Annotated in this window: 11 protein-coding genes and 1 riboswitch; of the genes, 9 read left to right on the top strand and 2 right to left on the bottom strand. The window is 57.8% G+C overall.

Going from position 1 to position 14,604, the window contains the following annotated elements; all coding sequences use genetic code 11:
• Window positions 1-52: 52 nt before the first annotated feature.
• Window positions 53-1,147: a DUF1266 domain-containing protein gene (locus BQ8011_RS01335; RefSeq protein WP_072456894.1), complete on the bottom strand. Its 1,095-nt coding sequence runs from the start codon at window positions 1,145-1,147 to the stop codon at window positions 53-55.
• Between the two features lie 228 nt (window positions 1,148-1,375).
• Entirely contained in the window at window positions 1,376-1,801 is a 426-nt protein-coding gene (locus BQ8011_RS01330; protein WP_072456892.1) for a YjdF family protein, read from the bottom strand.
• Between the two features lie 379 nt (window positions 1,802-2,180).
• Between BQ8011_RS01330 and topA the strand changes: the two genes are divergently transcribed.
• From topA to BQ8011_RS01285, 9 genes are all read left to right on the top strand, one after another.
• Window positions 2,181-4,904 (top strand): type I DNA topoisomerase, encoded by a 2,724-nt coding sequence (topA, locus tag BQ8011_RS01325; protein WP_072456890.1) that lies wholly within the window; start codon window positions 2,181-2,183, stop codon window positions 4,902-4,904.
• A 73-nt stretch (window positions 4,905-4,977) separates the two neighbouring features.
• Window positions 4,978-5,712, top strand: coding sequence for a dTMP kinase (gene tmk, locus BQ8011_RS01320; protein WP_072456888.1), 735 nt, complete (start codon window positions 4,978-4,980; stop codon window positions 5,710-5,712).
• On the top strand, window positions 5,709-6,902 hold the full coding sequence (locus tag BQ8011_RS01315) for a DNA polymerase III subunit delta' (protein WP_072456886.1): 1,194 nt from the start codon (window positions 5,709-5,711) through the stop codon (window positions 6,900-6,902). Before tmk ends, BQ8011_RS01315 begins: the two co-directional genes overlap by 4 nt.
• Before the next feature lie 20 nt (window positions 6,903-6,922).
• Entirely contained in the window at window positions 6,923-8,575 is a 1,653-nt protein-coding gene (locus BQ8011_RS01310; RefSeq protein WP_072456884.1) for an alpha/beta hydrolase, read from the top strand.
• A gap of 88 nt (window positions 8,576-8,663) precedes the next feature.
• A complete protein-coding gene (locus tag BQ8011_RS01305; protein WP_072456883.1) occupies window positions 8,664-9,143 on the top strand; it encodes an SRPBCC family protein in 480 nt (159 codons plus the stop codon).
• A 107-nt stretch (window positions 9,144-9,250) separates the two neighbouring features.
• Complete coding sequence (locus BQ8011_RS01300; protein WP_072456881.1) at window positions 9,251-10,678, top strand: amino acid permease; 1,428 nt, start codon at window positions 9,251-9,253, stop codon at window positions 10,676-10,678.
• 94 nt (window positions 10,679-10,772) lie between these two features.
• Window positions 10,773-10,872: riboswitch (TPP riboswitch) on the top strand.
• A 48-nt stretch (window positions 10,873-10,920) separates the two neighbouring features.
• The gene (locus BQ8011_RS01295; RefSeq protein WP_072456879.1) at window positions 10,921-12,006 is read left to right on the top strand and encodes a thiamine ABC transporter substrate-binding protein; all 1,086 of its coding nucleotides are present in this window, start codon (window positions 10,921-10,923) and stop codon (window positions 12,004-12,006) included.
• On the top strand, window positions 12,003-13,670 hold the full coding sequence (locus BQ8011_RS01290; RefSeq protein ID WP_072456878.1) for an ABC transporter permease: 1,668 nt from the start codon (window positions 12,003-12,005) through the stop codon (window positions 13,668-13,670). Before BQ8011_RS01295 ends, BQ8011_RS01290 begins: the two co-directional genes overlap by 4 nt.
• On the top strand, window positions 13,667-14,596 hold the full coding sequence (locus BQ8011_RS01285) for an ABC transporter ATP-binding protein (RefSeq protein WP_072456876.1): 930 nt from the start codon (window positions 13,667-13,669) through the stop codon (window positions 14,594-14,596). Before BQ8011_RS01290 ends, BQ8011_RS01285 begins: the two co-directional genes overlap by 4 nt.
• Window positions 14,597-14,604: the final 8 nt, after the last annotated feature.

Below are 14,604 nucleotides of genomic sequence, written 5' to 3'. Positions count from 1 at the left end.
CCCCTGCACTACGCGCAGGGGGGACACAACTATGTGAGTGACATTTCCTCAGTCAACGTTCTTTGCGTTCCTGTATTCGCTTGTGCGATTCATCGTCAAGCTCGCGCTCCCACCTGGGTGCATCTTCCCATTCGAATCGCGACATGGGATTGAGCTGGAAATTCTCATCAGACGCATCAAGTAGGAGATAACGAGGGGAAGGGTAGGTTCCATCCCACGGAATCTTGTTCCAGACGCCGTTTGGTCCCACCAAAGCCTCTCGTCGGCGTTGGTCATGAAGATCGGAGGCCTCCATGGCCTCGCCCTCTTCATTCAACCACAACCAGCGAGTAACGATGAAGGCATCACAGGCTTCTTCCCACGACGAGTAGGTTGTGCGCAGACCGTGATTAATCAGGGCCAAAGTGTCCTCGGCCTCGTCGCGGGTCATCCACCCAAGCCCCTCACCGGCGCGCGTGAGGTTTGCTGCTCGCATAAGATCCCATGCGGTGAAATTGGTCGTTTGCAATCCACGTTCATCATTGATGAAGCGGGAAAGTTCACGCCAACGACTCTTAGGAAAACCCGGATTAACACGGGTCTGTGAGGCAGCAAGATCGAGAGCCTTCTTGCGAAGGTCGTTGTAGTAGGAACGGTGCCCATCTCGCAACATGCTGTAGATCTGCCGCAGAAGAGTTGAGCGATCTGTAATATCCCAATCTCGCTTCAGCATTTTGGTTATGCCTCGAGAATCCGACAAACCAAAACTATTGAGATAGTCCCCGTAGGCCAGCGCATAGACCATTCCGGGGGCGAGGAGCTGAGCCTCGACGCTGGATGAAAGATCTGAGTGAGGACCTTTAATGCGCGGCCTGAAGGGGTCGCTGGGCTCTCTTGACGCGACGATGTCCCGCTTGGCAGAGGTGAACTCGTCTGTCGAACCCTTCTGTACTGCGCGCGGCTTCTCTTCCGGTGAAGAGTCAGTTTGCGATTGTGGGCTCTCGTCGTGAGGCCGTTGAGTAGTTTCGCGTTGCTCGCGAGATCTGGGAGCTTTTTTCGAGCGCGGGTCTTTGCGCCCCTTGGCGAAAGCCCACGCGAGAAGTCCAGCAAGTATGGCCAGAGCCACCCACATGTCGTAGGAGAACTTGGAGAGCAAGTTTTCGATCATAGGTATACCTCTTTATGGAGAAGATGAAGTCAGCTACGCATCTGAATCCGCTTGTGCGTCTCATTATCCAATTTGCGCTCCCAGAGGGGCGACTCTTCCCAGGACGAGTAGGTTGTGCGCAGATCATGATTGATCAGGGCTAAAGTGTCCACCGGGGCGAGGAATGCAGCGCCGCACACGCACAGGTGATGGGGTTTACGTGCGTACCGAGGGGATAATGCGCAGTCGTTAGTGGCCGCGGTGACGAGCTTTGGCTTTCAGGCGGGCGAGTTGGCGTTTCTCTTCAGCTTTCTCTTGTTTCTCCTTCCTGGTTGCGGAAGCTCGTTCTTGCGCCGTGCGTTCTCGTTCTGCTTGAATCGCTGCCTGCGACGCAGTGGAAGGAAGCGCGCGGCGAGCGAGATGGGACGCTTGGCGCTGTGCGCGTTTGGGGTTGTGATGCGTCGCCTGGTGTTGACCGATATCGGAAGCCCAAGCGGCCTCGTCGAGACGGCACAGGAGAGCGTTGGCGTGAGTGAGAAGGAACTCGTAGAGTTCCGCGTCTGAGGGTTGCGCACCGAACACGATTCGAACGGCGCGAACACGATCGGCCTCGTGGCGCTCAATGACACCGACCCAGAACTGGCCATCGAAATATAGTGTGAATTCCGTCTTCATTACTCGTCTCCAGGTACACCACGGTGGACCCGATGACGCTGGATTCTGCTCGACGCAGCGACGGATGCGAGGCATCGTCCAGACTTCCTACTGGACTGTGCGGTTCGCGTATCAGGACTGACGACTCATTCTACGTCCTGTGCGCGGCGGTGTCGTTACTGGACGACCGGTTTGCCGCCGATGGACATGGAGGCGCGGGTGCGCGCGTGGGGGGCATGGCCTCGGGAATTATCCACAAAAGACGCGCGGAAAAGCACATCGGTTCCCGGAAAGCCCCGTAACGCGGTAATGTCCTACCCAGTGGTACTCCGCGGCGCTCGCCATCGGAGGACCAGCAATGAGTGCTACAAATACGAGGTAGCAACGGAAGGGACAAACAATGGCAGCGACCAAGCTGGTGATCGTGGAGTCTCCCGCTAAGGCGGCGACGATCGAAGGATACTTGGGACCCGACTACCATGTGACCGCCTCGATCGGTCACATTCGCGACCTGCCACAGCCCTCGGAGCTGCCCGCCGACATGAAGAAGGGTCCCTACGGGCGCTTCGCCGTCGACGTCGAGGACGGCTTCACCCCTTATTACGTTGTCAATCCCGACAAGAAGAAAAAGGTCACCGAGCTCAAGAAGCTCCTGAAAGATTCCGACGAACTCTTCCTGGCAACTGATGAGGACCGCGAAGGTGAGGCTATTGCTTGGCACCTTCTCCAAGTCCTTAAGCCCAAGGTTCCCGTGCGCCGCATGGTCTTCCACGAAATCACGAAGGAAGCGATCCAACGCGCTCTAGAAAATACTCGCGAGCTCGACACCGACCTCGTTGACGCCCAAGAAACTCGTCGAATCCTTGACCGTCTTTACGGTTACGAGGTCTCGCCGCTGCTCTGGCGCAAGATTCGCCCCTCCCTGTCCGCGGGCCGCGTTCAGTCGGTCGCAACGCGCTTGGTTGTTGATCGCGAGCGCGACCGCATGTCGCATGTGAGTGCAGAGTACTGGTCGATCGATACCCAGTTTGCCGCTTCGGGTCAGTCTTTTGGCGCAAAGGTTTCGCACATCGATGATCGTCCCGTCGCAACCGGTTCCGATTTCGATGAAAACGGTCGCCTTTCCGCGAAGGCTACAAAGAACGAGGCCTTCCACCTGGATGCCCATTCCGCGCCGCTCTTCGCCGCAGCGCTCGAGGCCGCGCGTGATTCCGCGATCGATTCTGTCCAGCAGAAGCCCTACCGCCGCCGCCCAGCAGCGCCCTTCACGACGTCGACGCTGCAGCAGGAAGCTTCCCGTAAGCTTCACTGGAACGCTTCCTCGACGATGCGGACCGCTCAGTCCCTGTACGAGTCGGGTTTCATCACCTACATGCGTACTGACTCTACGGCCCTGTCTTCGCAGGCCATCAAGGCTGCTCGCCAGCAAGCTACGGAACTTTATGGGGCCGAGGCCGTGGCTGAGAAGCCGCGCATCTACGGCACCACCTCTAAGGGTGCGCAGGAAGCTCACGAGGCCATTCGCCCCGCCGGGGATCACTTCCGCACCCCCGCGCAAGTCGCCTCGGTTTTGAATCGTCAGCAGCTTGCACTTTATGACTTGATCTGGAAGCGAACCGTCGCTTCGCAGATGGCAGATGCCCTTGGCTTTACCGCAACCATCCGCGTGCGGACCGATGTTGAGGTCGAAGGTCAGCTTCACGCAGTGCTCTCCAGCGCCTCGGGAACGGTGATCACGTCCCCCGGCTTCAGGTTGGCCTACCAAGAAGGCCAGGACAAGGGACGCTACGACGCGGAAACAACTGATGCTGAGAAGACCCTCCCTCAGGTGAGCGAAGGAGAACTCGCGCTGCTTGAAGAAGCGCAGGCGCAGGGACACCAGACTCAGCCCCCGGGACGCTACACCGAAGCGACCTTGGTGAAGACCATGGAAGAGCTCGGAATTGGTCGCCCCTCGACCTATGCGGCAACGATTCAAACCATTGGTGATCGCGGCTACGTCACCCACCGAGGCCAGTACTTGGTTCCGACGTGGCTGGCCTTCTCGGTCACGCGACTGATGGAAGAGAACCTGTCGAACCTGGTTGACTACGACTTCACGGCATCGATGGAAAACGATCTGGACCAGATCGCTGCGGGAAGCGAAGATCGACACGAGTTCTTGAGCACCTTCTACTTCGGGGCAGACGGTAAGGGCGACGCTGACGGCCTGAAGTTCCAGGTTGAATCCCTGGGAGACGATATTGATGCCCGTGCGGTGAACTCCATTGACATGGGAAATGGCGTCACCTTGCGAGTGGGTCGGTACGGACCCTACATGGAGAAGGCCGATGGGACGCGCGCAAATGTACCGCCCGAGGTCGCTCCCGATGAGTTGACGGAAGAGAAGATCGCGGAACTTTTCGCGCTTGCTGCAGATGACGGACGCGAGCTGGGAATCGATCCCGCAAGCGGGCACATGCTGGTTGCAAAGAACGGCCGCTACGGTCCCTACGTGACGGAAATTCTGCTCGAAGAGACCGAGGAAGCGGAAGCTTCTGAAGACGGGAAGCCCGCGAAGAAGACGCGAAAGAAGGCTGCGGCAAAACCGCGCACGGCCTCGTTGTTCAAGTCGATGGATCTGGCGACCATCACGCTGGAGGATGCACTTGCGCTGCTTTCGCTTCCGCGCGAGGTTGGTGTTGATCCCTCTGACGGTGAGGTGATCACCGCGCAAAACGGTCGCTACGGCCCGTACCTGAAGAAGGGCAGCGATTCGCGGACCCTTCCCAGTGAAGATCAGCTTCTAACGATCACCTTGGACGAGGCGCTGGAGATCTACTCTCAGCCCAAGCAACGAGGCCGCGGGGCAGCAAAGCCCCCGCTGCGTGAGTTTGGCGAGGACCCGGTGTCGGGCAAGAAGGTCACCGTCAAGGACGGTCGTTTCGGTCCCTACATCACCGATGGTGAAACTAATGTGACTGTTCCTCGCGCCGAGACCGTCGAGGATCTGACCGCTGAACGCGCGTATGAGCTGCTTGCAGACAAGCGCGCGAAGGGCCCGGCTCCCAAGCGCACCCGTAAGACGACTGCGAAGAAGACAACGACTCGACGCACGGCGAAGAAGTCTTCGGCAAAGAAGTAAATATTCTTTCGCCCACCGGTCCAAAATGGACGCAAATGCCGGTGGGCACTGTCAAGATAGAGACATGAGATCAATGGGTAGTGGTGCACAGGCGGGGCGCGGACTCTTCATCACCTTCGAAGGGGGAGATGGAACCGGCAAAAGTACCCAGATTGACCGGGTACGGCGCTGGTTTGAAGAACGCGGTCAGCAAGTCGTCGTGACGCGTGAACCCGGTGGAACGGAACTGGGAACAACTTTGCGTCAATTGGTGCAGAACGGACCAGACGACGTTGACCCTCGCACCGAAGCACTGCTGTATGCCGCTGATCGCGCCTACCATGTCGCGACATTGATTCGTCCGGCGCTGGAGCGCGGCGAAATTGTGCTTGCTGATCGCTACATTGACTCATCTCTGGCATATCAGGGTGCAGCGCGAAGCCTAGGCGTTGATGAAATCCGTAGCCTGTCCATGTGGGCAACGGAGAGCCTGCTCCCGAACCTCACGCTGCTTATTGACGTTCCGCCAGAAGTTGCCGCCCGACGTCGCGGAGGTGAACCGGACCGAATGGAACGCGAATCCATGGAATTCCATGAGCGCGTTCGGCACCAGTACTTAGCGCTTGCAGACTCTGAAGCGGATCGCATCGTTGTCATCGACGGTGTGGGAACTGAAGATCAAGTCTTCAGTGAAATTCGTGGAGTCCTTGAAGAACGCGTTGATGCAGCATTCCAGGGATTGCCCGAAGAAGCTGCAAAAGATACCAAGCCCGTTGAATCTCAGGCCACGCTCTGGGCCCTATTGGATGAGGACGGCATTCTCCTGTGAGTGTCTGGGACGAAGTGGTTGGCCAGGAACATGCCCTGGCAGTATTGCGACAGGCTGCTGACGCTGCCCGAGCAATTGTCGGCCGCGCGTCCCAAGGAATTGCCGTTGATGATGCAGCGCGCTCCATGACCCATGCGTGGCTCATCACCGGACCTCCCGGCTCAGGTCGATCCGTTGCTGCCATGGCTTTTGCAGCCTCCTTGCAGTGCACGGGGGATGTCCCAGGGTGTGGTCACTGTCCGGGATGCGTCACAACTCTGGCTCGGACAAATGGGGACGTGACAATCCTCAGCACCGAATCAACCCAGATTCGCATCGATGAAGTGCGACAAATCGTCGTGCGTGCGCAGACCGCTCCTTCGCAGGGGCGCTGGCGAGTCATCGTCATTGAAGATGCGGACCGCATGATGGAACGCACCGCGAATGTTCTTCTCAAGGCAGTTGAGGAACCTCCCGAACGCACCGTGTGGTTGCTCTGTGCTCCCAGTGCGGAAGATATGATCACAACGATTCGTTCACGATGCCGTCACTTGGGGTTGCGAATCCCAGATCCGCACGCAGTCGCCGATCTCCTTGTTCGTCGTGACGGGGTTGAACCCGCGGATGCCCTTTCTGCTGCCCGTGCAGCGCAATCGCATATCGGCTTGGCTCGCGCGCTGGCCAAAGACCCGCAGATGCGCCAACGTCGTCGGTCAATCATTACTGCCCCGGCACAGGTGCGTTCCGTCGGAGAAGCTGTTTTTGCCGCCGAAGACCTGCATTCGATTGCGAAGGCTCAGGCAGAATCCCAATCTGAAGAACGCAATGCCCGCGAAAAAGCTGAACTCATGCGCCAGCTCGGAATGGAGGAAGGCCAGACCCCGGCCTCGCACCAGCGCGCACGCATTCGCGAACTCGAGGACGAACAGAAACGGCGTTCGAAACGCGCAATTCAAGACGCGCTCGATCGTGCGCTTGTTGATCTTCTTGGGATTTACCGTGATGTCCTCATGCGTCAACTGGGAAGCGATCAAGAACCTATTAACGATGACTGCGTGGACCTCATCGAAGAACTGGCTACGCGCTCAACACCGCAGCAGACCATGACCCGCGTCCAAGCGATCGAGGAAGCTCGAAAGCGGCTGACAACAAACATGTCAGTCCCTCTGATTTTGGAAGCGATGACGCTCTCGCTTCGACCGCAGGTCTAAACATCTAATAGGGTAGGGGCATGAACTCACGCTCTCGCTTGATTGTCGCCGTCCTCGTGGTGCTTGCGCTCGCATCGAATTTCGGAGTTGCGTACTACTTGAAGGGCTCGATCGATAGCTTTGCAGAGGCTGCTGCGGCCGTTAGCCCGAACAATCAGAACAAGGTGACGGTTGCACACAGTGCTGATCCTCTTCCCGGGAAGCCGACGAAGGATCAGTTCTATTCTCAGCCCCTCAATTGGCGACAGTGTGAGGTTTCGGAAATCACCAGCAACGGTGTCGCTGCGCCGCGCGATATTGACAAGTATCAGTGCGCATCGCTGACCGCACCTTTGGACTGGGAAAACCTTGACGGGAATCAAATCACTCTTGCCTTGGCAATCCACCGCGCTGATCAGAGCGAAGGCAAAGCTCTTTTCTTCAACCTCGGTGGTCCCGGCGGAGCAGCCGTGTCCTCGATTACCTCACAAGTCAACAGCTCCTTAGGGACTGGGCTTGTTGGGGCATTCGACATCGTCGCTCTGGACCCCCGAGGGGTCGGTGCGTCTACTCCCGTTCGCTGCATGAGCGACGAAGACCGCGATAAGCAGGCAGCTGGCACAGGCAGTGATAAAGACCCGAACGCTACTCCCGCTCAACTTATTGAACAGGCAAAGAAAGATTCTGCTGACCTTGCCAAGGGATGCCAGGACCTGAGCGGAAACCTATATAAGCATGTTGACACGGTCAATGCGGCGAAGGACTTTGACATGGTCCGCGCGCTGCTGGACCAAGATAAGTTCAACTACCTGGGTTACTCCTATGGAACATTCCTCGGTGCAACCTACGCAGGACTTTTCCCAACAAACGTTGGACACATGGTCCTTGATGGTGCAGTTGATCCTGCGGTACAAGGCGATGACCTCGCGGCCATGCAGATGCGCGGTTTCGAGGCCTCTCTCCGTCACTGGGTCGAAGACTGCCAGGCCGGGCGTAATTGCCCGCTCACTGGTGATGCAGACGCGGGAATGCGAAAGATGAAGGCCTTCTTCGATAGCTTGGAGAATTCGCCGCTTGAGACCTCAGATGCGAATCGCCCTCTGACGCGCAATCTGGCAATGAGCGCCGTTATCGGACTGCTGTACTCGACTGAGACCTACTCAATTTTGACGCAGGCCATGACCTCGGCCCTCAATTCGAACGACGGCTCCATGTTGCTCTTCGTGGCTGACCTCCTCAATGAACGCAACAAGGACGGCTCATACGCCTCGAACTCGATGGATGCGATTGTTGCGATCAACTCGCTGGACTACTCGCCTGTCGGAAACGCGGACCAGTGGACAAAAGGCTACGAAACCCTCAAGAGCGAATTACTGGTCTTTGGTGAAGAAGCTGGTTTCACTTCAGCCGGTCTGGAGGGATGGCCCACCTCGCACGCGAAACGCCAGCCGATTAGCGCGCAAGGCGCGCCTCCCATCATGGTCGTCGGAACGACTCACGATCCTGCAACGCCCTACGTCATGTCACAGAACCTGGCGAAGGAACTGTCCTCGGGCGTATTGGTAACGTGGGATGGATGGAACCACACCGCTTACTCAAAGAGTGGCAGCAAGTGCGTGGCGACAGCCGTCGAAGGATACTTCCTGCGAAACGTTGTTCCCGCCGCCGATGTTCAGTGTGGCGCTGACTCCTGAGGCGCTTCGGGCTGTGGAGATGGCTCAATACCTCCGCAAAATGTTCCTAGATCTTGGCAGTTGGGCTGCGGCTCGCTAACGTTGAGGTATGGACTTTTTCGGCGATGACGAATCAGAAACCCCAGGCCAGAACACGGACAGCGTTGAAGCTGAGGTGCTCGTTGACACCACCATCGAAAATGCATGGGCTCTGGTTTCTGAACCGGGCTGGTGGATTAACGATGGTCCTCTGGGTGACCATGAGGTTGAACGCGACGATAACGGCGTGTACCACATCACCGATCCAGAAGCCGGGACGTGGCTCGTCGAGAAGGTTGACGAAGACCCCATGGACGTTGTGACCTTCCGCTGGTACCCGCTGGCTAGTGACGAGTTCCCCGAGGAATCCCTGACCACCGTTGAGGTTTCTTTATCCGAAGAAAAGGGTAAGGTCGCACTTCACGTTGAAGAATTCGGAATCTCTGCCCTCAGCGATGACGAAGACGAGGCCTATCAGCTTTGGGAAAATGAGGCCGGTCTGTGGGATCAGGCCGTTGATAGCGCGAAGGATTACCTCGAACAGCGCTGATACGGGCGAGTTCTTCTAGGTCTGTGGATCATTAACGGAGTTTATTCCGTACCACTCAGGCGCAGCGCGTGCTAGCGTGGAAAACTCAGCTAGAAGAATGGACCAACATGAGCACCAGCGGACATGCTGAGGAGAACAGTGGTGAGGCCTCGGGCCGCCAGCTCCAACGCAACCTGACGAATCGCCACATTCAGCTCATCGCTATTGGCGGCGCAATTGGCACCGGTCTTTTTATGGGCTCCGGAAAGACCATTGCCACCGCTGGCCCGTCCATCTTGCTCGTCTACTTGATCATCGGAAGCGCGCTCTTCCTGTTCATGCGAGCCATGGGGGAGCTTCTTCTCTCTGATCAAAGCTATGGGACTTTCGCGGATATTGTTCGTGACTTTTTAGGGCCAACCATGGGCTTCGTCGTGGGCTGGACCTATTGGCTGTGTTGGGTTGTTACAGGTATCGCAGACGTCGTTGCAATCACTGGATACGTGCACTTCTGGTGGCCTGACCTTCCCTCGTGGATTCCTGTCATCGCGACAGCGCTACTTCTTTTTGCCCTCAATGCGATGACCGTCAAGGCTTTCGGCGAAACCGAATTCTGGTTCGCCATGATCAAGATCGTCGCCATTGTTGCCCTGATTGTCGTAGGCGTCATCATGGTAGCGATCGGCATGCAAGACAACGCGGGAACAACAGCCGCGGTTTCGAACCTATGGGTGCACGGAGGAATATTCCCCACCGGCTTTATGGGATTCTTAGGCGGTTTCCAAATCGCGATCTTCGCCTTTGTAGGTATCGAACTTGTGGGGACGACGGTTGCAGAAACCGCCAATCCAGAGAAAACTCTGCCCAAGGCAATCAACTCGATTCCCGTGCGCGTGGTGATCTTCTATATCTGTGCGCTTGCGGTGATCATGATGGTGACGCCATGGAACCAAATCGATAAGTCTCAATCCCCGTTCGTCACGATGTTTTCGATGACCGGCCTGGGAATGGCAGCATCGCTGGTGAACCTTGTTGTTCTCACCTCTGCTGCTTCTTCGGCAAATTCGGGAATCTACTCCACTTCGAGGATGCTCTTCTCGCTGTCGATCCAAGGAGACGCCGCGCCCTTCTTCGGCCGTCTCTCAAAGCGCCACATTCCCCAAAACGCACTCTTCCTTTCATGCGTCTTCCTTCTGTCGGGCGCGGTTCTTTTGGCATTTGGGGATTCGATCCTCAGCGTCTTCACCGTGGTGACAGCAACTTCGGCGACGCTCTTCATGGTCGTGTGGATTTTGGTGGTTATTTCCTATCTGGTTTACGTGCGTAAGTACCCTGAACGACACAAAGCAACCATTTTCCCCCTGCCCGGCGGTGTCTTCTCGGCCTGGCTGTTCATTGTTTTCATTGCTGTGATGACGGTCGTTCTCTCGCTCGAGACAGAGAGCCTGCAAGGGCTGCTGATGTCGGCTGCGTGGATGGTCATTATTACCGTGGTCGGTGTTGTACGTCGTCATCGCGCTCTTGATCGCCGAGGCCGTGCTTCGCTCTCCGCGTGACCTCGCTGCGCCGCTTCCCGTGTGACAGTGGCGTCTTTTCAGCCGGAGCTGCGCAATCTCTGGGCGCTGCCTTGTCGCGATGCGCTATGCTGACCGGGTAAGACAGGGGAGCCCACAGCGGGCTGAGAGTGCGAATGCAGACCCTTACACCTGATCCGGATTATGCCGGCGTAGGAAGTCGCAATCTCCGGACTGCCCTCACCCCGAGGCGGTCCAGCCCTCCCACCTGAGCGGAGGAAACAATGTCTACTTTTTCGGCGCACCGTCGCGCTCGTTTCATCGCGTCAAGCGCGATTCTTTGCATTGGAGCCACTTCTGTTGCAGCATGCTCATCAAGTGCAAAGGATTCTTCGACAAGCCAAGGCAGCGCGGCCTCGTCAAGCGGTGAACAAACGGTCACGGTTCTTGCCTACGATTCATTCGATTTCCCGCAAGAACTCCTCGACAAGTTCCGCGAACAGACCGGAATCACCGTCAAGATCCAAGCGATTGGCAACGGCGGCGAGCTAGCCAACCAACTCGTCCTCACGAAAGATGCCCCGCTGGGAGATGCGGTATTCGGCCTCGACAACACGGTATCGACGCGCATTGTCGGGCAAGGCGTCATTGCGGACGCATCGATCACCTCGCCCAACTCTGCAGATAACTTTGCGGGAGAACCGGGACTGGTCCCCATCGATCGCGGTGACGTGTGCGTCAACTACGACAAGACCTGGTTCAAGGAACACCAACTCACTCCTCCCGCAAGCTTCGAGGATCTGGCGAAGCCCGAATACAAGAACATGCTCGTCGCCATGAATCCGGCCTCGTCGACCCCCGGAATGGCCTTCATGCTGGCCACCATTGCCAAGTACGGTCCCGATGGCTACGCGAACTACTGGAAGTCCCTCAAGGACAACGGCGTGAAGATCACCGAAGGCTGGTCTCAGGCCTTCAACGTTGACTACAGTGCGGGTGAAGGCAAGGGCAGCTACCCGATGATGGTGTCTTACGGTTCTTCTCCCGCTTACGCGGTCAACGATGCGGGAACCGAGTCTTCGACCGGTGTTATTACCGACACCTGCTTCCGCCAGATTGAATACGCCGGTGTCCTCACGGGCGCAAAGAACCCCGAGGGCGCGAAGAAGTTCATCGAATTCCTCCTCTCCGACGAGGTGCAGAGCGCGATCTCCAAGGCAACCTACATGCACCCCTACGCGGGGAAGGCTCCCGAGGCACTAGAGAAGTTCGGTCCCCTGGCTGAAAACCCCGCACGTGTTGATCCCCAAGAGATTCAGAAGAACTCTGCAAACTGGCTCAAGACCTGGCAAGAAACGGTTCTTGGGTGAAAAACCTACGACAGCGTGTAGCGAGGGTGGGCGCCGGGGCCGTTGGCCTGGGCGTCCCCCTGGCTTTTCTCACGCTGTTTTTCGCGTGGCCTGCGGCGACGCTCATCGCGAAGGGCTTCGTCGCGCCCGGTGGGGGGCTTGACCTCTCGGGGCTCGGCGAAGTGCTTTCCACGCCGCGCACGTGGCGCGTCATTGCTCGCACGCTCTGGATGGCTCTCCTGGGCACCTGTGTTTCACTGTTTGTGGGCCTACCCGGCGCCTACGCGCTCTACTGTTGTCGCTTCCCCGGTCAGCGCGCTCTACGTGCGCTCATCTCCGTTCCCTTCGTTCTCCCGACGGTCGTTGTCGGCGTGGCCTTCCGTTCTCTCCTCGCTCCCCAAGGCTGGTTGGGCTTCCTGAACCTCGATGGGACACCGACAGCGGTCATCGCGGCCATGGTCTTCTTCAATTACTCACTGGTTGTTCGCAATGTCGGTAGTTTTTGGGCGCAAATCGATGGCCGCCGCGCACAGGTCGCCGCCTGTCTCGGAGCGCGCCCCCTGCGAGTATTTACCACCGTTACTTTCCCGACCTTGCTCCCCGCGATCGCCTCGGCAGCCTCGCTGGTTTTCTTGTATTGCGCAACTTCCTTTGGAATCGTGCTGATTTTGGGCGGTTCGAAGCTCACGACCGTCGAGTCCGAAATCTATATGCTTACGACCCAGTACCTGGATCTGCGTAGCGCCTCGGTCTTATCGATCGTTCAGCTTGTCGTGATCGCGCTGTCCCTGATTGTTGCCGAGGCCGCGCGCCGTCGCGGTACTCGAGCAGTCGCCTTAAGGTCCTCACAAGCGGGGCATCGCGTCCGCCGAGGCGATGTGTGGACACTTGTGGTGAGTGCGGCGGTAATCCTCGTACTGGTCGTGCTTCCCCTTGCTGCGCTTGTGTGGCGTTCCCTCCACCGCCGAGGCCGCTTCACCTTCGAGCACTACCTCACCTTGGCCGATTCCTCTTTCACTCCCGCACTGCGCGTTTCCCCCCTCCAAGCACTGGGGCACTCGCTTCTTGTCGCTCTGGTTGCGATGATGATTGCTTTGAGCGTGGGTGTTTGCGTCGTCCTTCTTGTGACTCGCCATCCGCGTTCGCGGGCGGGGCGCGTGGCTCTTTCTCTGGTCGAGAGTGCCTTCATGCTTCCCCTGGGAGTTTCTGCAGTCACGGTGGGTTTTGGCTTTCTCATCACCATGAATCGCCCGCCCCTTGACCTGCGTTCGTCGTGGATCCTTGTTCCCTGTGCGCAAGCTGTCGTCGCGCTTCCCCTGGTGGTTCGCTTGATCGCACCCTCATTGCGTGCCATTAACCCGCGTTTGCGCGAGGCCGCGGCAAGCCTCGGTGCAAGTGATGCGCGCATCATGGCAACAATTGATGGTCCCGTCCTTCTTCGCAGCGTCGGTATCGCCGCAGGTTTTGCGGCTGCGACATCGCTGGGTGAATTCGGCGCGACTTCTTTCTTAGCTAAAGGCGATTCAGTGACGCTCCCGGTCGTGATTTATCGATTAATTTCGCGCCCAGACGCACTGGACCAAGGGGTTGCAATGGCCTCGTGTGTACTGCTTGCGCTCGTGTGTGCGCTGCTCATTACGTGTATGGAGTGGTTGCGTCCCGCTGAGATTGGAGAGACGGTATGAGCAAAAACGTGGCTTTGACTTGCGCGAAGGTCAGTGTCGATTACGGGTCTTTTCGCGCGCTTGAAGAAGTGTCTTTCGATGTAAAACCCGGACAAATTACTGCTCTCCTTGGCCCCAGTGGCTGCGGGAAATCCACGCTCTTGCGCGCGATTGCGGGCCTTGAACGACCCAGCGGTGGGGATATCGCGTGGGAAGGCGAATCGGTTCTGGACACCCCCACCTATCAACGCGGCTTCGGGCTGATGTTCCAAGATGGTCAACTTTTTCCTCATCGAAATGTTGAGGGCAATATCGCTTACGGCCTGCGTCATTTTCCACGTGATCAGCGCGAGCGCAGAGTCGCCGAAGTCCTTGCAATTGTTGGTCTGGAGGGATTTGCATCGCGCAGCATTGAATCCTTGTCGGGAGGCCAGGCTCAACGGGTAGCTCTCGCCCGCGCACTCGCCCCGCGGCCTCGTCTTCTCCTTCTTGATGAACCGCTTTCCGCGCTTGACCGCACCATGCGTGAAAGCCTGTCAGTCGAGTTGCGCGAAATCATTACCGGCGAGGGAATTACGAGTATCTACGTCACTCACGACCAGGACGAAGCCTTTGCCGTCGCCGACCAAATCGGAGTGATGATTCAGGGGCGCCTGCGCCGCATCGATACTCCCGAGGCCATGTGGGCAAATCCTGGGGATACAGAAGTCGCGCGTTTCTTGGGTTTTGCGAGCATCGAACTCGAGGGGAGGGCAGACGCGGATGAGGTCTGGATTGAAATCACGGGAGGGGTATCTCGCCGCGCTCGCGGATACTATGAAGTGCCCGCTCGCCTCGAAAATCAGGCGGATGGCGAGCCGCGCATAGTGAGGATTCCTTTCGGAAGCCGGGTCCCCGCGGTGGGCGAGCGAGTCAAGGCTCGGGCATCACACGGCATCATCCACTAGGCTTCACT

Origin of the sequence: Actinomyces marseillensis, from assembly GCF_900155605.1 — a bacterium.
Taxonomy (GTDB): domain Bacteria; phylum Actinomycetota; class Actinomycetes; order Actinomycetales; family Actinomycetaceae; genus Pauljensenia; species Pauljensenia marseillensis.
This window is presented reverse-complemented; position numbering and strand designations above follow the sequence as displayed.